Source organism: Kitasatospora gansuensis (assembly GCF_014203705.1).
Taxonomy (GTDB): domain Bacteria; phylum Actinomycetota; class Actinomycetes; order Streptomycetales; family Streptomycetaceae; genus Kitasatospora; species Kitasatospora gansuensis.
Genome location: NZ_JACHJR010000001.1, coordinates 2,622,732 through 2,645,938, shown reverse-complemented (window position 1 = coordinate 2,645,938; position 23,207 = coordinate 2,622,732). Strand labels below are relative to the sequence as shown.

13 protein-coding genes are annotated in these 23,207 nt (G+C 72.9%); 11 read left to right on the top strand and 2 right to left on the bottom strand.

Translation table 11 applies throughout. The annotated features are described in order from the left end of the window. The first annotated feature begins 7 nt into the window (after positions 1 to 7). From F4556_RS11515 to F4556_RS11480, 8 genes are all read left to right on the top strand, one after another. Positions 8 to 3,133, top strand: a complete 3,126-nt coding sequence (locus F4556_RS11515) for a helix-turn-helix transcriptional regulator (protein ID WP_246510998.1) — start codon at positions 8 to 10, stop codon at positions 3,131 to 3,133. 203 nt (positions 3,134 to 3,336) lie between these two features. After that, positions 3,337 to 6,249: a putative bifunctional diguanylate cyclase/phosphodiesterase gene (locus tag F4556_RS11510; protein ID WP_313068268.1), complete on the top strand. Its 2,913-nt coding sequence runs from the start codon at positions 3,337 to 3,339 to the stop codon at positions 6,247 to 6,249. A 306-nt stretch (positions 6,250 to 6,555) separates the two neighbouring features. Continuing rightward, positions 6,556 to 8,406 (top strand): acetolactate synthase large subunit, encoded by a 1,851-nt coding sequence (locus tag F4556_RS11505; protein WP_184913990.1) that lies wholly within the window; start codon positions 6,556 to 6,558, stop codon positions 8,404 to 8,406. 32 nt (positions 8,407 to 8,438) lie between these two features. Further along, positions 8,439 to 8,963: an acetolactate synthase small subunit gene (ilvN, locus tag F4556_RS11500; RefSeq protein WP_184913988.1), complete on the top strand. Its 525-nt coding sequence runs from the start codon at positions 8,439 to 8,441 to the stop codon at positions 8,961 to 8,963. 103 nt (positions 8,964 to 9,066) lie between these two features. Next, positions 9,067 to 10,065 (top strand): ketol-acid reductoisomerase, encoded by a 999-nt coding sequence (gene ilvC, locus F4556_RS11495; protein ID WP_184913986.1) that lies wholly within the window; start codon positions 9,067 to 9,069, stop codon positions 10,063 to 10,065. A gap of 199 nt (positions 10,066 to 10,264) precedes the next feature. Beyond that, positions 10,265 to 11,845, top strand: a complete 1,581-nt coding sequence (serA, locus tag F4556_RS11490; protein WP_184913984.1) for a phosphoglycerate dehydrogenase — start codon at positions 10,265 to 10,267, stop codon at positions 11,843 to 11,845. A gap of 259 nt (positions 11,846 to 12,104) precedes the next feature. Next, positions 12,105 to 12,257, top strand: a complete 153-nt coding sequence (locus tag F4556_RS11485; RefSeq protein WP_184913982.1) for a hypothetical protein — start codon at positions 12,105 to 12,107, stop codon at positions 12,255 to 12,257. 222 nt (positions 12,258 to 12,479) lie between these two features. Continuing rightward, positions 12,480 to 15,764 carry a S8 family peptidase gene (locus F4556_RS11480; RefSeq protein WP_184913980.1) on the top strand — a complete coding sequence of 1,095 codons (3,285 nt, stop codon included), beginning with the start codon at positions 12,480 to 12,482 and terminating at the stop codon, positions 15,762 to 15,764. On the opposite strand, the gene F4556_RS11475 is transcribed toward F4556_RS11480, so the two are convergent. Continuing rightward, positions 15,705 to 16,172 (bottom strand): GtrA family protein, encoded by a 468-nt coding sequence (locus F4556_RS11475; RefSeq protein ID WP_184913978.1) that lies wholly within the window; start codon positions 16,170 to 16,172, stop codon positions 15,705 to 15,707. The genes F4556_RS11480 and F4556_RS11475 overlap by 60 nt on opposite strands. Before the next feature lie 38 nt (positions 16,173 to 16,210). Next, positions 16,211 to 18,691, bottom strand: a complete 2,481-nt coding sequence (locus tag F4556_RS11470; protein WP_184913975.1) for a YfhO family protein — start codon at positions 18,689 to 18,691, stop codon at positions 16,211 to 16,213. A gap of 140 nt (positions 18,692 to 18,831) precedes the next feature. Here F4556_RS11470 and F4556_RS11465 point away from each other — a divergent pair, with 140 nt between their 5' ends. The 3 genes from F4556_RS11465 to cimA all read left to right on the top strand — a co-directional run bounded on the left by F4556_RS11465 (position 18,832) and on the right by cimA (position 23,171). Continuing rightward, complete coding sequence (locus F4556_RS11465; protein WP_184913973.1) at positions 18,832 to 19,869, top strand: 3-isopropylmalate dehydrogenase; 1,038 nt, start codon at positions 18,832 to 18,834, stop codon at positions 19,867 to 19,869. 180 nt (positions 19,870 to 20,049) lie between these two features. Then, positions 20,050 to 21,162 carry a branched-chain amino acid aminotransferase gene (locus F4556_RS11460; RefSeq protein WP_184913971.1) on the top strand — a complete coding sequence of 371 codons (1,113 nt, stop codon included), beginning with the start codon at positions 20,050 to 20,052 and terminating at the stop codon, positions 21,160 to 21,162. A gap of 392 nt (positions 21,163 to 21,554) precedes the next feature. Further along, positions 21,555 to 23,171 (top strand): citramalate synthase, encoded by a 1,617-nt coding sequence (cimA, locus tag F4556_RS11455; protein WP_184913969.1) that lies wholly within the window; start codon positions 21,555 to 21,557, stop codon positions 23,169 to 23,171. The last annotated feature ends 36 nt before the right edge of the window (positions 23,172 to 23,207 follow it).

The window sequence follows — 23,207 nt, the reverse complement described above, 5'->3', positions numbered from 1 at the left end:
GGTACGAATGCTGACAGACCCTCACAGCCCGGCCGCCGCCCGTCCGAACAGCGAGATATCCGCTCGGACGGTGTCGGCGGCCTGTGGCATGCTCGGCGCCATGGAGCAGATATCGGTGAGCCCGGTCTTCGTCGGACGCGGCACCGAGATCGGCACCCTGGACACCGCGTTGCGCCGGGCCGCGGCCGGCCAGCCGCAGGCCGTGCTGATCGGCGGCGAGGCCGGGGTCGGCAAGACCAGGCTGATCGAGGAGTTCCTGACCGCCGCCTGCGGGCCCGGCGTGGTCACCACCCTGGGCGGCTGCCTGGAGGTCGGGGCCGAGGGGCTGCCGTACGCGCCGCTGACCACCGCACTGCGGCGCCTGCACCGGAGCCTGGGGGCCGAGCTGGAGCGGGCGGCGCAGGGCATGGAGGGTCATCTCACCCGGCTGCTGCCGGAGTTCGGCGCGGACGACGCCGAGCCCAACGACGAGTTCAGCCGGGCCCGGCTGTTCGAGCACGTCGCCCGGCTGTTCGAGCGGCTCGCCGTCGACCGGACGATCGTGCTCGCGATCGAGGACCTGCACTGGTCCGACCGGTCCACCCGGGAGCTGCTCACCTACCTGATCCGCACCCTGCACCGGGCCCGGGTGCTGATCGTCGCCACCTACCGCTCCGACGACCTGCACCGCAGGCACCCGCTGCGCCCGTTCCTGGCCGAGCTGGACCGGCTGCGCACCGTCCAGCGGGTGGAGCTGTGCCGGTTCGCCCGGCGCGAGGTGGCCGCCCAGCTGGCCGGCATCCTGGGCACCGCGGCCCCCGACCGGCAGCTGGTGGACCGGATCCACCGCCGCTCCGAGGGCAACCCGTTCTTCGTCGAGGAGTTGGCCACCGCCCACCAGGACGGCTGCGACACCGGGCTCACCGACTCGCTCCGCGACCTGCTGCTGGTCCGGGTCGAGGCGCTGCCGGACGAGACCCAACGGGTGCTCAGGATCGCCGCCGAGGGCGGCTCGCTGGTCGAGCACGCCCTGTTGGAGGCGGTGCTGGACGAGGGCGAGGACGTCCTGATCGACGCGCTGCGGAACGCCGTCGGGGTCAACGTGCTGCGCCCGGACAGCGACGGCGACGGCTACCGGTTCCGGCACGCGCTGGTCCGCGAGGCGATCTCGGACGACCTGCTGCCCGGCGAGCGGTACCGGATCAACCGCAGGTACGCCACCGCGCTGGAGCAGGACGGCTCACTGGTCTGCGGCAACGGCCGGGCCGCCCGGCTGGCCAACTACTGGTACCACGCGCACGACCCGGGCCGGGCCCTGCCGACGGCGCTGGAGGCCGCCAGGGCGGCCCGGCGGCGGAACGCCTTCGCCGAGCAACTCGGCATGCTGGAGCGGGCGCTGGAGCTCTGGGACGAGGTCTCCGAGGAGGTCTGCCGGGAGAACCTGCGGCCCGCCGACTGGGCCGGCACCTATCCGCCCTGCGGCCACGACGACGGCGCCTGCCGGCAGCTGCACCTGGTCGACGTCCTCGCCGAGGCGGTGCTGGCGGCCCGCCGGGCGGGCGACCGCGACCGCGGCCTTAGCCTGGCCAAGCGGGCCTTCAAGCTGCTGGACGAGGAGACCGAGCCGGAGCGCGTCGCCTGGTTCCGGATCCAGCGCGCGCTGATGCTCGGTCACCTCCGGCGCAGCGGCAGCGACGAGGAGATCGAGCGGGCCCAGCGGCTGGTGGCCGGGCTGCAGCCGTCCCCGGTGCAGGCCGAGGTGTTCGCCCTGGCCGCCAGCCACGCGATGCTCGGCGACCCGGTCGAGGCCGACCTGGAGCTGGCCGAGCGGGCTGCCGCGATCGCCCGCGAGGTCGGTGCCCACGCGGTCGAGCAGCACGCCCGGATGACCATGGGCACGCTGTCCGTCTACTTCGGCGAGCCGGCCGCCGGTCTCGCCATGCTCGCCGACGCGGTCGAGCGGATCCGGCGCACCGGCCCGGTGGACGTGCTCTGCCGGGGGCTGAACAACCTGTCCAGCCTGGTGCTCGGCCTGGGCCGGGCGGCGGAGGCCGAGGCGTTCGCCCGCGAGGGCCTGGAGGTCGCCCGGAGCAACGGGCTGCTCGGCCACATCGGGGCCCTGCTGACCGGGAACCTGGTCGAGGCCCTGCTGGCGCTCGGCCGCCCGGCCGAGGCCGAGCAGCTGCTGACCGACTGGGAGTGCCACCCGGCGGGCAGCAACTACCACGCCTTCCTCGGCCGGCTGCGGGCCGAACTCTCCCTGGACCAGGGCGATCTGGCGACCGCCGAGGAGTACCTGGAGCGGGCCAGGGTGGCCGGCCGGCAGGTCAGGCAGACCCAGCACGACCTGCCGATGGCCCGGCTGGCGATGCGGATCGAGGCCAGGGCCGGGCGGCCCCTGCGGGCCAGGGCCGAACTCCTCGCCGTACTCGACCGGTTGGCCGAGCGTCCGCCCGGTCCCGGCTTCGCGGACGGCTGTCTGTACGGGCTGTTGCCGGTACTGGTGGAGGGCGCGTCCGGGGAGGCCGACTCGCGGGGTGCGGCGGCGGCCGACCTGGGGCGTCCGGTGGTGCTGGCGCGGATCGCCGAGGTGGCGGCCCGACTGCGGCCCCGGACGGCGCTGCACCGGAGCTGGGCGGCGCTGCTGGCCGCCGAGCTGGCCCGCGCGGAGGGCAAGGACACCCCCGAGCAGTGGGCCGAGGTGGTCGGCCTGCTGCGCGACACCGGCCTCGGCTGCCCGCTCGGCCAGGCGCTCTACCGGCAGGCCGAGTCGCTGCTGACGGTCGGCCGCCGGGAGGCCGCGGTCGAGCCGCTGCGCGAGGTCCAGGCACTGGCGACGGCCGGTCTCTACCTGCGGCAGGACATCGGCCAGCTGACCGCCCGGGCCGGGCTCTCGCTGGCCGCGCCCCCGGCGGCGGTCGCCCGGCCGGCCCAACCGGCCGAGCCCGCCGACCAGTTCGGCCTCACCCCGCGCGAGCGGGACGTGCTGCACCGCCTGGCCCAGGGGCGGACCAACCGGCAGATCGCCGAGGAGCTCTACATCTCCCCGAAGACCGCCAGCGTGCACGTCTCCAACATCCTGGCGAAGCTCTCGGTGGGCAGCCGTGGCGAGGCCGCCGCCCTGGCGCACCGGCTGCACCTGCTCGGCGCCTGACCCGCCGTCAGCCACCGCCCGGGCGGGTGCGTGCCCCGTACGCCCCCGTGGTGCGCTACGGCCAACCGGGGCGATCCCGTCAAGAGTGGGACACAACGCCACCCGGGCCCCATTACTCTAAGTTGAGTGTGCGTGTCATTCAGTGACGGAAGTGGTGTAAGGTCCCGAGAGGGAACACCGGCAAGGCGTGGGGGAGAGGTCGAGTGAACTTCCACCCGCGCCGCCTCCCCGGCCTGCTACTGGTGCTGCTCTGCCTCGGGTACGCCCTGGGCGCCGCCGTCGGCTGGGGGTCGCCGGAACTCGCACTGTTCATGGGCGACTTCGGGCTGGCCGGGGCGGCGCTGGCCGCTGCGATCTCCTGTCTGCTGCACGCCTGCGCGGCCGATGGCCCGGCCCGGCCCGCCTGGCTGCTGTTCGGCCTGTCCTCCTCGATGGTGGCGATCGGCAACGGCACCTGGGGCTGGTACGAGGTGGTGCTCGGCACCACGCTGCCGGAGGGTTCGCCCGCCGAGTACGCCTTCCTGCTGTTCGCCCCGCTCGCCATCATCGGCCTGACCGTGCTGGCCCAGCGGCCCCGGACGGCGGCCGGCTGGCTCTGCCTGCTGCTGGACGGCTGGCTGGTGGCCGGCTCGCTGTTCACCCTCAGCTGGAGCCTGGCGCTCGGCCGGGTCGCGGCGGGCGAGGGCGAGGACCCACTCCGGCTGGCGCTCAACCTGGCCTACCCCGTGCTGGACATCCTGCTGGTCAGCCTGGTGGTCGGGCTCCGCTTCCGCGGCCGGGACGGCAACCGGGCCGCCGTGCACACCGCGATGGTCGGCCTGGCCGTCACGGTGGTCTGCGACGCGCTCTTCACCTCGCCCGCGCTGCGCAGCAGTTACCACTCCGGCGAGCTGCTGGACGCGGGCTGGTTCGCCGGCAGCGTGCTGCTCGCCTGGGCGCCCTGGGCTTCCCGCGGCCGGTTCGCCCCGAGCCGCGAGCACCCCTCGGTCGGCGGCGCGCCCCGCCGCCGGGTCTCCTCCACCTTCAGCGCGCTCACCCCGTACGTCGCGGCGGCGGTCTGCACCGCGGGCATCCTCTACAACGCGCTGGGCGGCCACGCGCTGGACCGGGTGGTGCTGGCCTCGGCCTGCACCGTCGGCCTGGCGCTGATCGTCCGGCAGGGCGTGATACTCCTCGACAACCTCTCGCTGACCCAGGAACTCGCCCAGAAGGAGGCGCACTTCCGCTCCCTGGTGCAGGGCTCCAGCGACGTGATCATGATCGCCGGCGGCAGCGGTGTGCTCTCCTACGTCAGCCCCGCCTCGATCGGCGTCTACGGGCGGGATCCGGAGGAGCTGGTCGGCGGCAACCTGCTCAACCTGGTGCACCCCGAGGACGTCGACCGGGTGCTCCGCGAGGTCCGGCGGCTGATGGCCGACCGGCCGGTGCGCCGGGAGGGCGCCGGTGAGCCCTCGGCCCGGGTGGAGTGCCGGGTCCGCTCCGGCAACGACGAGTGGCTGCACGTCGAGTCGACGGTCAACCGGTACCGGGACGGGCTGATCCTGAACAGCCGGGACGTCACCGAACGGGTCATACTGCAGGCGCAGTTGCAGCACAACGCGTTCCACGACCCGCTCACCGACCTGCCGAACCGGGCGCTCTTCACCCAGCGGCTGCGCACCTCGCTGAGCTCGGTCGACGGGTACCCGGACGAGGCGACGGTGGCGGTGCTCTTCCTCGACCTGGACGGCTTCAAGGCGGTCAACGACAGCGCGGGCCACCAGGTCGGCGACGAGCTGCTGGTGCAGGCCGCCCGCCGGCTGCAGCACGCGGTCAGGTCCGGGGACACGGTGGCCAGGTTCGGCGGCGACGAGTTCGCCGCGCTGGTCCGCGGCCGACTCGGCCGGGCCCAGGTGCACGAGCTGGCCGAGCGGCTGCGCTCGGCGCTCTCCGAGCCGTACTGGATCGGCGGGGCCGAGCTCGGGGTGGCGGCCAGTATCGGCATCGCCTTCGCCGGCTGCGACCCCGACCCCGGTGTCGACCCGCAGGCCGCGGCGGACGAGCTGATGCGCAACGCCGACCTGGCGATGTACCGGGCGAAGTCCGAGGGCAAGGGCCGGGTGGTGCTCTACCACCCGGCGATGCGGGCCGAGTTGGACCGCCGCACCGAGCTGGAGGAGCGGCTCAGGGTGGCCGTCCAGGAGGGCTCCTTCACCCTGCTGCACCAGCCGGTGGTGGATTTGGCCACCGGCGCCGTCACCGGCGTCGAGGCGCAGGCCCGCTGGCGCTCGGCCCAGGGGCTGCTGCTCACCCCGGCGGAGTTCCTGCGCACCGCCGACCAGGGCGACGCGGCCACCAGGTTCGCCCGCTGGATGCTCCAGGAGACGGTCACCGCGGCCGCCCACCGGGTCGGTCCGCGGCTGGTGCCCGTCCCGGTCTCGATCCGGCTGTCGGCCCAGCGGCTGTGCGCGCCCGGCATGTACGAGGCGGTGGTCGCGGTGCTCAGGGAGACCGGCCTGCCCGCCGAGCTGCTGGTGATCGAGCTGGCCAGGACGGGTCCGGACGAGCACGCCGACGAGCTCGGCCGCCGACTCGCCGCGCTCCGGCGGCACGGCGTCTCCACCGCGGTGGCGGGCTTCGGCGCGGGTGGCGGCTCGCTCGGCACGCTGGCCCGGCTCCCGTTCGACGCGCTCAAGCTGGACCGCAGCCTGGTGCAGGACGTGGCCGACTCCCGGCTGACCCGCTCGCTGGCCGGGCACGCCCTCCGGCTGGCCCGCGACCTGGGCCTGGTGACCGGCGCCGAGGGGGTGGACCAGCCCCGGCAGGTGACCGCGCTGCAGGAGCTGGGGTGCCGCCAGGGGCAGGGTCTGGCCTTCGCCCAGCCGCTGGACGAGCACCGGCTGCGGCGGGCCCTGCTGCGCCGGGTCTACCCTCTCCCGAAGCAGGCGAACGGGCTCTCCGCGCGGCGCGCCTACCTGGCGGCGGACGCCCGATCGGGTGGCCGCCCGGAGCCCGGCGGCAGCCGGGTCGTGCACCATCAGAACGCCCCCGACCTGGCCGAACGCCGCCCGGCCCCCGGTCCGTCCTGGGGTCCGGGAGGGGGTCCGCATAGCGAGACGGCCGTCCCACCTGCTTGACATGCCCCACCGCCGGGGAGGAAGGTCGGTGCCATGCGCACCCGAATTCTCGTACTTGGCGGGCGCGTCGGCTGAGCGGGCCACCCCCCGCACGTGGAGACCGACGCGCCACCCCTCGCATGCCCTTGGCACGAGGGGTTTTTTGTTGCACTGGAACCGTCTGACAACGCAAGACCCCAGCCGAATCGCCCACTTGTCCCGGTACTCAACCGTCCGGGTGGACGATGGAGGCAGGACCGGCGACCGGCCCCCGACCCCAGGACCCTCACCTGACGGGGACGGCAGAACCCGAGAAGAGACAGGCAGATGACCGAGCACGCCGCCCCCCGCCGCGGGGACACCCCGGCCACCCACGCTCCTGCGCCCAGCGTCGTCGTGGAGACGATGACCGGCGCGCAGTCGCTCATCCGCTCCCTCGAGGCAGTGGGCGCGGACACCGTCTTCGGCATCCCGGGCGGCGCCATCCTCCCTGCCTACGACCCGCTGATGGACTCGCAGAAGGTCCGTCACATCCTGGTCAGGCACGAGCAGGGCGCGGGCCACGCGGCCACCGGCTACGCCCAGGCCACCGGCCGGGTCGGGGTCTGCATGGCCACCTCGGGCCCGGGCGCGACCAACCTGGTCACCCCGATCGCCGACGCGTACATGGACTCCGTCCCGATGGTGGCGATCACCGGCCAGGTCGCCTCCAAGGCGATCGGCACCGACGCCTTCCAGGAGGCGGACATCTGCGGCATCACGATGCCGATCACCAAGCACAACTTCCTGGTCACCGACCCGGCCGAGATCCCCCGGGTGATCGCCGAGGCGTTCCACATCGCCGCCACCGGCCGCCCCGGCCCGGTCCTGGTCGACATCGCCAAGGACGCGCTGCAGGCCACCACCACCTTCCGTTGGCCGGTGGAGACCTCGCTGCCCGGCTACCGGCCGGTCACCAAGCCGCACGCCAAGCAGATCCGCGAGGCCGCGAAGATGCTGGTCGCCGCCAAGCGCCCGGTGCTCTACGTCGGCGGCGGCGTGCACAAGGCGCAGGCCAGCGCCGAGCTGCGGATCCTGGCCGAGCTGACCGGCGCCCCGGTGGTCACCACCCTGATGGCGCTCGGCGTCTTCCCGGACAGCCACCCGCAGCACCTGGGCATGCCGGGCATGCACGGCTCGGTCCCGGCCGTCACCGCGCTGCAGAAGGCGGACCTGCTGTTCACCCTGGGCGCCCGCTTCGACGACCGGGTGACCGGCAAGCTGGACAGCTTCGCCCCGTACGCCAAGGTCGTGCACGCGGACATCGACCCGGCCGAGATCGGCAAGAACCGCCCGGTCGACGTGCCGATCGTCGGTGACGCCCGCGAGGTGCTGGCCGACCTGATCGTCGCCGTGCAGGCCGAGTTCGACGCCGGTCACAAGGGCGACTACGCGGACTGGTGGGTCAAGCTCAACCAGTGGAAGACCACCTACCCGCTGGGCTACGAGCCCGCCCCGAACGGCGAGTTGTCGCCGCAGCAGGTGATCGAGCGGATCGGGCAGCTGGTCGGCCCGGACGCGATCTACGCGGCGGGCGTCGGCCAGCATCAGATGTGGGCCTCGCAGTTCATCAACTACGAGAAGCCGGCCACCTGGCTGAACTCCGGCGGCGCGGGCACCATGGGCTACGCGGTGCCGGCCGCGATGGGCGCCAAGGCGGGCAAGCCGGACGTCCCGGTCTGGGCGATCGACGGTGACGGCTGCTTCCAGATGACCAATCAGGAACTGGTCACCTGCGCGCTGAACAACATCCCGATCAAGGTCGCCGTCATCAACAACGGCTCGCTGGGCATGGTCCGCCAGTGGCAGACCCTGTTCTACAACCAGCGCTACTCCAACACCGTGCTGCACGCGGGCCCCGAGCACGACGGCATCGCCGCCCCCGCCCAGGGCACCCGGATCCCGGACTTCGTGCTGCTCTCCGAGGCGATGGGCTGCGTCGGCCTGCGGTGCGAGCGCCCGGAGGACCTGGACGCGGTGATCAAGCAGGCGATGGAGATCAACGACCGCCCGGTGGTCATCGACTTCATCGTCCACCAGGACGCCATGGTCTGGCCGATGGTCGCCGCCGGCACCAGCAACGACGAGATCCTCGCCGCCCGGGACGTCCGCCCGGACTTCGGCGACGACCTCGACTGACGCCCCAGACCATCCGATAGAGAGTCATGACTATGTCCAAGCACACCCTCTCCGTCCTGGTCGAGAACAAGCCCGGCGTGCTCGCCCGCATCGCCGCCCTGTTCTCCCGTCGGGGTTTCAACATCGACTCGCTGGCCGTCGGCCCGACCGAGCACCCGGACATCTCCCGGATGACCATCGTGGTCAACGTGGAGGACCTCCCGCTGGAGCAGGTCACCAAGCAGCTGAACAAGCTGGTCAACGTGATAAAGATCGTCGAACTCGACCAGACCGCCGCCATCCAGCGCGAGTTGGTCCTGGTCAAGGTCCGGGCCGACGCCGAGTCGCGCTCGCAGATCGTCGAGATCGTCCAGCTGTTCCGGGCCAAGACGGTCGACGTCTCGCCCGACGCGGTGACCATCGAGGCCACCGGCAGCTCGGACAAGCTGGAGGCGATGCTCCGGATGCTGGAGCCGTACGGCATCAAGGAACTGGTCCAGTCCGGCCTGGTCGCGATCGGCCGCGGCGCCCGCTCGATCACCGACCGCTCGCTGCGCGCCCTCGACCGCAGCGCCTGACGATCAGTCGTCTCACACCCTGAAGCACTGCCCCACACCCCCGCCGGGTCCACGTACGGTAGGTACGCACCGGCATCACCACCACGCAAGGAGATGTGCCCCCGTGGCCGAGCTGTTCTACGAAGACGACGCCGACCTCTCGATCATCCAGGGCCGCAAGGTCGCTGTGATCGGCTACGGCAGCCAGGGCCACGCCCACGCGCTGTCGCTGCGTGACTCGGGCGTGGACGTCCGGGTCGGCCTCAAGGAGGGCTCGTCCTCCCGTGCCAAGGCCGAGGAGGAGGGCCTGCGCGTCGTCACCGCCGCCGAGGCCGCCGCCGAGGCCGACGTCATCATGATCCTGGTGCCGGACCCGATCCAGGCCGACGTGTACGAGGCGGACATCGCCCCGAACCTGAAGGCGGGCGACGCCCTGTTCTTCGGCCACGGCCTGAACATCCGCTTCGGCTTCATCCAGCCGCCGGCCGACGTCGACGTCTGCATGGTCGCCCCCAAGGGCCCGGGTCACCTGGTGCGCCGTCAGTACCAGGAGGGCCGCGGCGTTCCCGCCATCGTGGCCGTCGAGCAGGACGCCACCGGCAAGGCCTTCGACCTGGCGCTGTCCTACGCCAAGGGCATCGGCGGCACCAAGGCCGGCGTCATCAAGACCACCTTCACCGAGGAGACCGAGACCGACCTGTTCGGTGAGCAGGCCGTCCTTTGCGGTGGCACCGCCGCCCTGGTCAAGGCCGGTTTCGAGACCCTGGTCGAGGCCGGCTACCAGCCGGAGATCGCCTACTTCGAGTGCCTGCACGAGCTGAAGCTCATCGTCGACCTGATGTACGAGGGCGGCCTGGAGAAGATGCGCTGGTCCATCTCGGAGACCGCCGAGTGGGGCGACTACGTGACCGGCCCGCGCATCATCACGGCCGACACCAAGGCCGCCATGAAGCAGGTCCTCGCCGAGATCCAGGACGGCACCTTCGCCAACACCTGGATCGCCGAGTACAAGGCCGGCCTGCCGAAGTACAACGAGTACAAGAGCGCGGACGCCGACCACCTGCTGGAGACCACGGGCAAGAAGCTCCGCGGTCTGATGAGCTGGGTCGACGAGAAGGCGTAACTGCCTTGTACAACTAGGCTGCTCCCGTCCGGGTGATTTCGCCGGACGGGAGCAGCCCGGCCTCCAGCCCGTCGATACACTTCCGAGTGCGCGTCAGGCCCACAGCGTCGTGCGTCTATCTACGCGGCATGCCACCTTCCCCCGCTTTCCACGCCACCATCGTGCGCGGGGAGAACCGGACAGTTAAGGACACACTGTCGTGAGCAAATCCGTAGTACTGATTGCCGAAGAGCTGTCCCCCGCCACTGTCGACGCGCTCGGCCCGGACTTCGAGATCCGGCACTGCAACGGTGCGGACCGCACCGAGCTGCTGACCGCGATCGCCGACGTGGACGCCATCCTGATCCGCTCCGCCACCAAGGTGGACGCGGAGGCGCTGGCGGCCGCGAAGAAGCTCAAGGTGGTCGCCCGCGCGGGCGTCGGCCTGGACAACGTGGACGTGGCGGCCTCCACCAAGGCCGGCGTGATGGTCGTCAACGCGCCGACCTCCAACATCGTCACCGCCGCCGAGCTGGCCTGCGGCCTGCTGATCGCCTCGGCCCGCAACATCGCGCCCGCCAGCACCGCGCTCAAGGCCGGCGAGTGGAAGCGCAACAAGTACACCGGCGTCGAGCTCTCCGAGAAGACCCTCGGTGTGGTCGGCCTCGGCCGGATCGGCGTGCTGGTCGCCCAGCGGATGTCCGCCTTCGGCATGAAGATCGTGGCGTACGACCCCTACATCCAGGCCGCCCGCGCGGCCCAGATGGGCGTCAAGCTGCTCTCGCTGGAGGAGCTGCTCGAGGTCTCGGACTTCATCACCGTGCACCTCCCGAAGACCCCCGAGACGATCGGCCTGATCGGCGACGAGGCGCTGCACAAGGTCAAGCCGACCGTGCGGATCGTCAACGCCGCCCGCGGCGGCATCGTGGACGAGGCCGCGCTGGCCTCCGCGCTGCGCGACGGCCGGGTGGCCGGGGCCGGCCTGGACGTCTACGCCAAGGAGCCGTGCACCGACTCCCCGCTGTTCGCCTTCGACAACGTGGTGGCCACCCCGCACCTGGGCGCCTCCACCGACGAGGCGCAGGAGAAGGCCGGCATCGCGGTCGCCAAGTCGGTCCGCCTCGCCCTCGCCGGCGAGCTGGTACCGGACGCGGTCAACGTCCAGGGCGGCGTGATCGCCGAGGACGTCCGTCCGGGCCTGCCGCTGGCCGAGAAGCTCGGCCGGATCTTCACCGCGCTGGCCGGTGAGGTCGCCGTCCGCCTCGACGTCGAGGTCCGTGGCGAGATCACCCAGCACGACGTGAAGGTGCTCGAACTCTCCGCGCTCAAGGGCGTGTTCGAGGACGTCGTGGCGGAGACGGTGTCCTACGTGAACGCCCCGCTGTTCGCCCAGGAGCGTGGCGTCGAGGTCCGCCTCACCACCTCCAGCGAGTCGCCCGAGCACCGCAACGTGATCACCGTGCGCGGCACCCTGGCGGCCGGCGGCGAGATCGCCATCTCCGGCACGCTGTCGGGCCCGAAGCAGACCCAGAAGATCGTCGGCGTGGACGCCTTCGACGTGGACGTGGCGCTCACCGACCACATGGCGTTCTTCAAGTACGAGGACCGCCCCGGCGTGGTCGGCACCCTCGGCCGGATCCTCGGTGACGCGGGCATCAACATCGCGGGCATGCAGGTGGCCCGGGACGGCTCCGAGGCGCTGGCCTCGATCACCGTGGACAGCGAGGTCTCGCAGGAGGTCCTGACCGAGATCGCCGGTGCGATCGGGGCGCGGTTCGCCCGCGCGGTCAACCTCGGCTGATCACTCGTCAGAGAGGCCCGGTCCGCTTCGGCGGGCCGGGCCTTTTCGTCGTCCGGGTGAGTCCTGTCTCAGATACTAGGAAATCCAACTATCCGTGCAGACAGCACCCGCTCCAGGTCGTACCGTGAAAGAGCCATCCGGCGAGCCGCCCCTCCCAACCGAGGGTGCCAGGCCCGGGTGCGCGCGTACGCAGTTCGGCAGGCGACCCCTGGCCGGCGTACCCGAAACCCTCTCCCCGCACGACCTCAAGGAGTTCGGTATGCCCCCCACCGCAGACCGCCACGCCACCGCTTCCGCCGCCCGCGCCCAGGCCCCCCGCCGCCGTCGCAGGACCGAGCCGAACCCGGACGCCGCCGCCGCCCTGCAGCGCGCGCTGGACCGCCGCGACAACGGCGGCGTCACCGGCCACTGAGCCGGTCGCCGAGGCCGCTGAACCGGCCTGGTCAACGGGCAGGTTACGGGTGTTGCGCCGAACGCCTGACGATCCGTCACCCGCAGGAGTGCAGTGCGCCCCCGGACGAGGGACGGTGCTCGCACAGCCCGGCGCGATGATCGTAATTTGGTGCCTCCGGAAGGGTGATCGGGCTCCGCACGGCGCGGACCCGCCAGAGCCCCTGCCGGGGGAGACAGCCCCGTGCGCACCAGCTCAGCACTCCGGTTCGGCATCGCGCTGCTGACCGGCTCGCTCGCGCTCGCCGCCGTACCGCTCGCCGGTGCGGCGGCCGAGCGCGGTCCGGACGCCCGTCGCAGCGTCCTGCTCGAACTCGACACCGAGGCCGCCGCCCCGGCCTGGCGCCGGGCCGCCGACCAGGCCACTGGTGAACGCCGGTCCCCGGACGCGGTCCGCCGGGCGGCCTCGGCCGCCGGGGCCGAACAGCGCCGGGTCGCCGACCGGGCCGCCGACCAACTCGCGGGCGCGGTACGGCGATCCGCCCCCGGCGCACGTGAGCTGTACCGGACCGGCACCCTGCTGACCGCGGTCGCGGTCAGCACCCCGGCCGCCGCCCTGCCCGCGTTGGGCCGGCTCCCCGGGGTCCGCGCGGTGCACCCGATCGCGCTGAAGCACCGGGTGAACGGGTACTCCGTCCCGCTGCTCGGCGCCCCCGCGGTCTGGGCCGGCCTGCCCGGCAACACCGGCCGCGGCGTCAGCGTCGGCGTCATCGACTCCGGCATCGACTACACCCACGCCGATTTCGGCGGCCCCGGCACCGAAGAGGCGTTCAAGGCCGTGGACGGCGCCAAGCCCGCGCCCAAGGCCCTGTTCCCGACCGAGAAGGTGTACGGCGGACGGGACCTGGTCGGCGACGCGTACGACCCGGGCACGCCCGAGGGCGGCACGCCGAAGCCGGACGACAACCCGATCGACTGCGCGCTGAACGGCCACGGCACCCACGTCGCGGGCACCGCCGCCGGGTACGGCGTCACCGCGGCGGGCCAGACCTACCGGGGCCCGTACACCACCGGCCTGGACCCGGCGGGCTTCAAGGTCGGCCCCGGTGCGGCGCCCGAGGCGCGGCTGTTCGCGATCCGGGTGTTCGGCTGCGACGGCTCGACCGACCAGCTGACCCAGGCCCTCGACCTGGCCGCCGACCCGGACCGGAACGGCGATCTGACGGACCGTCTGGACGTGGTCAACCTCTCGCTCGGCAGCCCGTTCGGCGGCCCGGACGACGCGGACGCGATCGCCGCCGACCGGCTCGCCGCGCTGGGCACCGTGGTGGTCGCGGCGGCGGGCAACGAGGGCGACGTGTACGCGATCGGCGGCAGCCCCGGCACCGCGCCCCGGGTGGTCACGGTGGCCGCCTCGGTCGACCCGCACGGTGACGCGGACGGCCTGCGGGTGCTGGCGCCCGAGCCGCTGGCCGGGCTGGTCCCGGCGCACTGGAGTGCCAAGTACCAGCACTGGGCGGACCGTGAGGTGCAGGGTCAACTCGCCCTCCCGGTCGACCAGTCGGACGGCTGCACGGCCTTCTCGGCCGCCGACGCGGCCCGGCTGCAGGGCAAGATCGCCCTGCTGGCCTGGCGGACCAAGGACCCGGACCGGGCCTGCGGCTCGGCCGCCCGGGCCGACCACGCGGCCGACGCGGGCGCGCTCGGCGCGCTGTTCGCCGCCGACGGCGACCACCTCGGCGAGCTCGCGGGCAACGACCGGGTGCCGGTGGCGATCCTGGCGAAGGCGGACGGCGAGCGGCTGCTCCGGGCGACCGAGGCCGGCCCGGTGACCGTCCAACTGGCCACCCCCGGCAACCCGTTGCACGGCGCGGTGGCCCAGGACCAGCCGCAGCGCACCGACACCCTGACCACCTTCACCTCGCGCGGCATCGGGCTGCCCGGCCTGATCAAGCCGGACCTGGCGGCGCCCGGCGAGACCATCTGGTCCGCCAAGGCGGGCGCGGGCTCCGGCGGGATGCGCGAGGACGGCACCTCGATGGCGGCCCCGCACGTGGCCGGGCTGGCCGCGCTGGTCCGGGCCGCCCACCCCGACTGGACGGTGGCCCAGGTGAAGGCCGCCCTGATGAACACCACCGGCGACACCTGGGCGGGTGACGACCGGTCGGGTCCGGTGTACGGGCCCGAGCGGACCGGCGCCGGGCGGGCCAGGGTCGACCTCGCGGTGGCCACCCCGGTGGTCGCGTACGCGGCCGGGCCTGAGGTGGACGGCGCGGTCGGGCTCTCGTTCGGCCCGGTGCCGGTCACCGGAGCGACCACGCTGAGCCGGGAGGTCGAGCTGCGCAGCTTCGCCGACCACCCGCTGACGTACCGCACCGGCTATCTGGCGGCCACCGAACTGCAGGGCGCCGCCTTCGAGCTGACGCCGGGTCAGGTCACGGTCCCGCCCGGCGGCACCGCCCGGGTGACCGTCACCCTGCGGGTGCCGGGACAGCTGGACCGCGCCCCCGACCCGACCCTGGACCTGGTGCAGGGCGGCAAGGCCCGGAGCTACCGGGGCGAGTTGTCCGGACGGCTGCTGCTGACCCCGACCGAGGCCGGGCCGCCCGCGCTCCGGGTGCCGCTGTTCGCCGCTCCGCACGCCACCTCCGAGCTGACGGCAGGTCCGCAGGTCCGGGCCGCCGGGACCACCCTGCTGAGCATCACCGGCACCGGCGCGCCGACCGCGCGCGGGGCGCTGGTCAGCGCCTTCGCGCTGGGCGGCGAGGCGGCCCGCTGGCCGGACTGCCCGCCGGGGACGCCCAGGGACGAGAAGACCGAGGAGGAGAAGGCCGCGGGCGTCTGTGTGACGGCCCCGGGAGACCGGGCCGCCAACCTGCGGGCGGTGGGCGCCGCCAGCGACGCCCCGGCGGTCGGCGGCGAGCCGCTCGAGAACGGCACGCTCTACCTGGCCGCGAGCCTGTGGGCGCCGGCCGCCACCCCGGCCGGCGGCATCGCGGTCCGGGCCTCCCTGGACACCGACGGCGACCAGGTCACCGACGTGGTGGTGACCGCCGCCCGGCTCAAGGGCAGTGACGTGCTGGTGGCCAGGACGCTGGACGCCAGGACCGGCGAGGAGCTCGACGTCCAGCCGCTGAACGCCCGCTGGGGCGACACCGACACCGGCCTGCTGGACAGCGACACCGTCGTCCTGCCGGTCCGGCTGGCCAAGCTGCCGGGACTGCGACAGAGCACCTCGAAGATCCGGTACGGCCTGTGGACCTCGTTCGTCGCCCCCGGCACACCCAGTGCGGCGGCGGCGCTCTCCTCGATCGGCCTGCAGGGCGAGCGGCCCACCCTGACCATCGACGTGCTCGCCCCGGCGCTGGACGTCCGGGCCGGGGCGGGCGGCCCGACGGCCGTCGCGGTGCCCGAGCAGCCCGGCGCGGTCCTGGAGGTCAGGCGGCGCGGGGCCGGGGCGGACCGGCTGCTACTCGTCCACCACTTCAACCCGGACGGGCGCCGGGCCCAGCTGGTCCGGCTGCGCTGAGGGCTGTGCCGACGGTTGGGCTGACGGTTGGGCGGAGGCCCGGCCGGTCAGCACCAGCCGGGAGAGCAGAAAGGTGACCGGGATCGCGACCACGGCAGCCAGCAGTGGCGCGATCCGCGAGTCCAGCCCGAGCCCCTGCACCAGGACCAGCACGCCACCGCTCTGCACCAGGTAGTTGGCGAGGTTCGGCAGCGGGAAGAGCAGGAACTTCCGCCAGCTCGGCAGGGTGCGGTAGGTGAAGTAGGTGTGCAGGAAGAACGAGCCGACCATGGCGAGCAGGAAAGCCACCGTGAACGCCGCGAAGTACGGCAGGAACGGGTGCAGGGCCAGGTACAGCAGGAAGAAGGTGCCGGTGTTCACCAGCCCGACCAGGCCGAACCGGACGAGCTGCCAGAGCTGTGCCTTCACCGGGCTCCTCGGTCTCGTGGCGGGTCCGGCCAATGTACTCAACGAGCGGCCGAAGCCCTCCGCCGCAGCAGCGTGACCAGCGCGACACCGACCAGGACCGCCAGCGCGGCCCCGCTCAGCGCCGCTCCCGGCATCAGCCCCGGGGTCACGTAGGTACAGCTCAGCCGGGAGGCCCCGGCGCCGAGCGGGACACCGATCATGCCGAGCACCGACCTCGCCGGCTGTTCGAGGCCGTCGTCCACCGCGCACTGCCAGCCGGTGACGGCCGGGACGGAGATCAGCGCGGTGCCGGTGGAGCCCGGTGGCAGCTGCGCGCTGACGGAGTGTCCGGTGCTGTGCACGGCGGTCACCACGGCCGGCCGGGCCAGCGCCCGGCCCAGCGCGGCCCGGTCCAGGCAGCCCACCGGCTGGGCCGGGACCTGGGCGGCGGCGCCGGTCTGCAGCGCCACGGTGAACCGGCCGTCGGCGGGGGCGTCGCCGAGCAGCCGGACCGGCATCGCGGTCATCGGCTGGCGGCCGTGGCCGGTGAACCGCGTGCCCAGGCCCTGCACCGTGCCGTTGAACCACGGCCCGTAGAAGAAGACCTGGTCACCGGGCAGGCAGCTGCCCTCGAAGGTGGTCCAGGTGCCGCCCGGGGGAGTGGCCGGGATCGACCACCCGCTGGTGCCGTGCAGGGTCGGGGCCGGGCCCGCGGTCGGGGTGAGCTGCGGCACCCGGTAGACCGTGGTGCCGAGCAGGGCTTGCTGCCTGCTCCAGACCGAGGTGGTGTCGGGCGCGGGCCCGTCCGGCCGCAGGGTGATCAGCGGGACGGCCGGTGCCTGCCCGACGGTGAAGCCGTCCGGGGCCGGGCCGCTGTCCAGGTAGGTGGTCACCCCGAACAGCGCCCGGCCCACCGGGTCCGCCGGGCTCAGGGTGTGCCGGCCGTCGAGGTACCAGCCCGCGCCGAGGTCGTGCAGCAGCTCGGCGGTGGTCCTGGGCAGATTGCCGGAGTGGTACGAGCCGCCCTCGCCGCCGAGCAGCAGCGGGTCGTTGCCGGTGAACTCGTGCGGGCCCGGGTCGGTCCGGCCGTTCGGCCAGTCGTCGGCCCGCTGGATCACCTGATAGGCCGCCAGCGACCGGGCGCTGACGGTGGTCCGCGGCTGGAAGGACGGCAGCTTGTCGCGGATCACCGTGACCGAGTACGTCGAGTAGGTGGCCCCGGCCAGCACGCCGAGCGTCAGGAGCGCGCAGACCGCCCGCCGCGCCGTCCCGCGCTCCAGCAGCCAGAGCGCACCGAGCACCAGGACGCCGCCCGCCGACAGCAGCACCCAGGTCGCGGTCCGGACCGAACTCTGTCCGTGGCCGAGCAGCGCGACCAGCGCCACCACCCCGGCGCCGCCGACCAGCGCGAACAGGTCGGGGCGGCGGGCGAGCGAGACCCAGGCGGCCGCCACCAGCAGCCCGCTCAGCACGAAGGTGGCCCGGTAGGGGCTGCCGTTCGGGAGTTCGAGACCGTGCCAGAGCAGGACGGTCGGCTCCCAGACGAAGCTCACCCCGACCAGCAGCAGCAGCGCGTACCAGCCGATCCGCTCCCGGACCGGGACCCGGCGGTTGAACGGCAGCGAGGCGACCAGCAGCAGGCCGAGCACGCCGACGAAGACGTTCGGCAGGGGGTGGTCGGAGCGGCCGCCGGGGAGCAGCTGGGCCAGGTAGTCGGTCAGCCCGGGCGGTCCGTCGTAGGTGGCCAGCGGGGCCGGCTGCGCGGCCTTGTCGGCCTTCAGGGCCACCGTCAGGACGGGGGCGGCCAGCAGCACCCCGAGCAGCAGCATGGTGGCCGCCCGCCCCAGCACCTTCAGCCGGGCGAGCACCGGACGGTCCGTCAGCAGCAGCACCCGCAGCAGCAGGACCAGCCCGGCGCCGAGGGTGGCCATCGTCCCGGTGTAGAAGTTGCCCGCCCAGGCCACCGCCACGGCGAGGCTGCCGAGCACCCAGTGCCGTCCCCGCAGACACCAGTCACCGGCCAGGCAGAGCAGCGGCAGCGAGACCAGGCCCCACATCCACATCGGGGCGGTCGCGCCGTCGTCGAGCACCCAGGCGCAGAGCCCGTAGCCGACCGCGAGCAGCGCCCGCAGCCAGGCGGGGCCGGGGTGCAGACGGCCCAGGAAGCGGGTCATCACCGCGGCGCTGAGGCCGATGCTGAGCAGCGTGACCAGGAAGACCGGGAAGTTCACCGCCGAGCGGGGGAACAGGCCCACCAGCCAGGAGAACGGATTCATCAGATAGCCGAAGAAGTCGGCCAGGAACGGCGCGCCGTAGCCGCTGTTCCAGTTGAACAGCAGGTCGCCGGTGGTGTTGCCGTGCATCAGGTCCCACAGGTGGGCGTGGAACGGGACGTACCGGTCGCCCAGGTCCTGCACGGCCCGCGAGCGGGAGCCGAACGGATAGGTCCCGTGGAACGCCAGCGCCAGGCAGTACGCGCCCATCGAGACCCCGGCCGCGAGCCCGGCGGCCCCCGACTCCGCACGGCGCGATTCGCTCACGGGATGGCGCTCCTGACGTTTCGTCCTGTCTGCCCCGGTATGATCCCCCGGCTCCCGCCGGGTCGCGGTGGCCGACACGCGGCGTCCGAATGGCGGACAGCAGGTGTCAGCCCCTGGGACGCCGGAGTAGGGTCCCCTGCATGTCTCGCAGCCTTCGTCTCGCAGTTGTCCCCGGTGACGGTATCGGCCAGGAAGTGGTGGCCGAGGGCCTCAAGGTGCTCGCCGCCGCCCTCCCCGCTGACGTCAAGGTCGAGACCACCGAGTACGACCTCGGTGCCCGCCTCTACCACCGCACCGGCGAGACCCTGCCGGGCGCCGTGCTGGAGGAGCTGAAGACCCAGGACGCGATCCTGCTCGGCGCCATCGGCGACCCGAGCGTGCCGTCCGGCGTGCTGGAGCGCGGGCTGCTGCTCAAGCTGCGGTTCGCCTTCGACCACCACATCAACCTCCGCCCGGGCAAGCTGCTCCCCGGTGTGCAGTCCCCGCTCGCCGGCGACCCGAAGATCGACTTCGTCGTGGTCCGCGAGGGCACCGAGGGCCCGTACGTCGGCAACGGCGGCACGCTGCGCACCGGCACCGAGCACGAGGTGGCCACCGAGGTCAGCCTGAACACCGCGTTCGGCATCGAGCGGGTGGTCCGGGACGCGTACAAGCGCGCCGCCGCCCGTCCGCGCAAGAAGCTCACCCTGGTACACAAGAACAACGTGCTGGTGCACGCCGGCCACCTGTGGTCGCGGATCTTCGCCGAGGTCGGCCGGGAGTTCCCCGAGGTCAGCACCGACTACCTGCACGTGGACGCGGCGACCATCTTCTTCGTCACCCAGCCCGAGCGCTTCGACGTGATCGTCACCGACAACCTGTTCGGCGACATCCTCACCGACCTCGCCGCGGCCGTCACCGGCGGCATCGGCCTGGCCGCCTCGGGCAACATCAACCCGACCGGCGCCTTCCCGTCGATGTTCGAGCCCGTGCACGGCTCGGCCCCCGACATCGCGGGCCAGGGCAAGGCCGACCCGACGGCCACCGTGCTGTCGGTCGCCATGCTGCTGGAGCACCTCGGCTTCGCCGAGGAGGCCGCCAAGGTCGAGGCGGCCGTCGCGGCCGACCTGCTGGCCCGCTCCGGCACCCGTTCCACCTCCGAGGTCGGCGACGCGATCGCCGCCCGAGTATCCGGCTAGCGGGCCGGAACCGACCAAGGGTGTTCCGGCTGACGGGCCGGTTTCACCCCACGTAACAGCCGACCGGCTGTTCGGCACGGCCCTCTGGATGCGAGTATCGACAGTGGGCCGTGCCTTCGTGCGTTCAATCACCATGGCGGTGGCGGCCCGGACCAACCCCACGGTGAAGGACAGACAGTCATGAGTACGCCCACCCAGGCGCCCATCACGTTCGACCTCAAGCCCTCCGCGCACCCGCTCGCGGACGGCGAGCGCACGGCCCGGCTGGCCAACCCCGGCTTCGGGCGGGTCTTCACCGACCACATGGTCACCATCCGGTGGACCGAGGGCCGGGGTTGGCACGACGCGCAGCTCACCCCGTACGCCCCGCTGGAGATCGACCCGGCGAACATGACCCTGCACTACGGTCAGGCGATCTTCGAGGGTATGAAGGCCTACCGCCAGCCCGACGGCTCGATCGCGACCTTCCGCCCGACCGCGAACGCCGAGCGCTTCCAGGCCTCCGCGCGCCGGCTGGCGATGCCCGAGCTGCCGACCGAGGCCTTCGTCGAGGCGGTCGAGCTGCTGGTCCGTCAGGACCAGGCCTGGGTGCCGAGTGAGCCGGAGCAGAGCCTCTACCTGCGCCCGTTCATGTTCGCCACCGAGGTCGGCCTGGGCGTCCGCCCGGCCAACGAGTACCTCTTCATGATCATCGCCTCCCCGGCCGGCGCCTACTTCCCCGGTGGCGTGAAGCCGGTCTCGGTCTGGCTCTCCGAGGAGTACGTCCGGGCCGCGCCCGGCGGCACCGGCACCGCCAAGTGCGCGGGCAACTACGCCGCCTCGCTGGTCGCCCAGGCCCAAGCCGCCGAGAAGGGCTGCGACCAGGTGGTCTGGCTCGACGCCGCCGAGCACCGGTGGATCGAGGAGATGGGCGGGATGAACCTGTACTTCGTCTTCGGCGAGGGCGCGGACGCCACCATCGTCACCCCCGAGCTCTCCGGCGCGCTGCTCCCCGGCATCACCCGCGACTCGCTGCTCTCGCTCGCCGCCGACCGCGGCTACGCCGTCCAGGAGCGGAAGATCTCCACCGACGAGTGGAAGCAGGGCAACGCCGACGGCACCCTCACCGAGGTCTTCGCCTGCGGCACCGCCGCCGTCATCACCCCGGTCGGCTCGGTCAAGTCCGCCCGCGCCGACTGGACCGTCGGCACCGGCAATCCCGGCCCGATCACCATGGAGCTCCGCAAGGCCCTCCTCGCCCTCCAGGGCGGCCAGGCCGAGGACACCCACAACTGGCTCCACAAGATCGTCTGACCCCCACCCGGGCGTCCCGCCGACTGCGGGACGCCCGGCGTCGGGCGCTGTGTCCACCACGCCGTCCCGGATCGCGAGACGGCGCAGCCGCATCGCGGATGGTGTGCCAGACTCCGAGGGTGTCCTCGCTTTCGCTGATTATTAGCAGCAGGCGCGCCGGTCCGCAGTGACCGCTCCTGAGTAACCAGACTCGCGGAGCGACCACCAGCGTCCAGACCCGCGCGCAGACCTCTCGCATCCGCGAGGGGTCTTTTGTTTTGACCCGGACCGGCCACCGGCCCCTCACGAGGGGGTTCGGGGACACCGGGAGCGCGCGGGATGCTGGACAGTGGAGCCGGATCACGTATCCCGGCAACAGCAGCAGTACCTCCCCGAACGGAGAACCCAGGGCCATGACCGAGGCCAGCAGCCGACCCAACGACAGCTTCCACGTCTTCGACACCACGCTGCGCGACGGCGCCCAGCGCGAGGGCATCAACCTCAGCGTGGCCGACAAGCTGACCATCGCCCGGCACCTGGACGAGTTCGGCGTCGGCTTCATCGAGGGCGGCTGGCCGGGGGCCAACCCCCGGGACACCGAGTTCTTCGCCCGCGCCGCCGCCGAGCTGGAGTTCAGGAACGCCCAGCTGGTGGCCTTCGGCGCCACCCGGCGGGCCGGCGGCAAGGCCGCCGAGGACCCGCAGCTGGCCGCGCTGGTCAACTCGGGCGCCCCGGTGATCACCCTGGTGGCCAAGTCGCATGACCGCCACGTCGAACTGGCCCTGCGCACCACGCTGGACGAGAACCTGGAGATGGTCCGGGACAGCGTCGAGTACCTGCGCTCGCAGGGCCGCCGGGTCTTCATCGACTGCGAGCACTTCTTCGACGGGTACCAGGCCAACCGCGAGTACGCCCTCGCGGTGGTCGCCACCGCCCACCGGGCGGGCGCCGACGTCGTCGTGCTCTGCGACACCAACGGCGGGATGCTCCCGCTCGGGGTGCGCGAGACCGTCGCCGACGTGATCGCCACGACCGGGGCCCGGATCGGCATCCACGCCCAGGACGACACCGGCTGCGCGGTGGCCAACACGCTGGCCGCCGTGGACGCCGGGGCCACCCATGTGCAGTGCACCGCGAACGGCTACGGCGAGCGGGTCGGCAACGCCAACCTGTTCCCGGTGGTCGGCGCGCTGGAGCTGAAGTACGACCGCCGGGTGCTGCCCGCCGGGAAGCTGCCCGAGATGACCCGGATCTCGCACGCCATCGCCGAGGTGGTCAACCTGGCGCCCTCCACCCACCAGCCGTACGTGGGCTTCTCCGCCTTCGCGCACAAGGCCGGGCTGCACGCCTCCGCGATCAAGGTCGACCCGGACCTGTACCAGCACATCGACCCGGAGCTGGTCGGCAACACCATGCGGATGCTGGTCTCCGACATGGCCGGCCGGGCCTCGATCGAGCTCAAGGGCAAGGAGCTCGGCTACGACCTCTCCGCCGACCGCGACCTGGTCGGCCGGGTGGTGGCCAAGGTCAAGGAGCAGGAGAACCTCGGCTTCACGTACGAGGCCGCCGACGCCTCGTTCGAGCTGCTGCTCCGGGACGAGGTGCGCGGCAGCCGGCAGCGGTTCTTCACCCTGGAGTCCTGGCGGACCATCAGCGAGCAGCTGGCGGACGGGAGTTCGGGCAACGAGGCGACGGTGAAGCTCTGGGCCAAGGGCGAGCGCCGGATCGCCACCGGCGAGGGCAACGGCCCGGTGCACGCGCTGGACCAGGCGCTGCGGACGGCGCTGGAGCACATCTACCCGCAGCTGGCCGAGCTGGAGCTGGTGGACTACAAGGTCCGGATCATGGAGGGCGCGCACGGCACCAGCTCCAAGACCCGGGTGCTGATCGAGTCCACCGACGGGGTGGCCACCTGGTCCACGGTCGGCGTGGCCGACAACGTGATCGGGGCCTCCTGGCTGGCACTTGAGGACGCCTACACCTACGGCCTGATCCGCGCCGGCCTCGACCCGGCCGCGGCCGAGAGCTGACCGCCGCCGAGAGCTGACCGTACGTCAGAAAGGGCC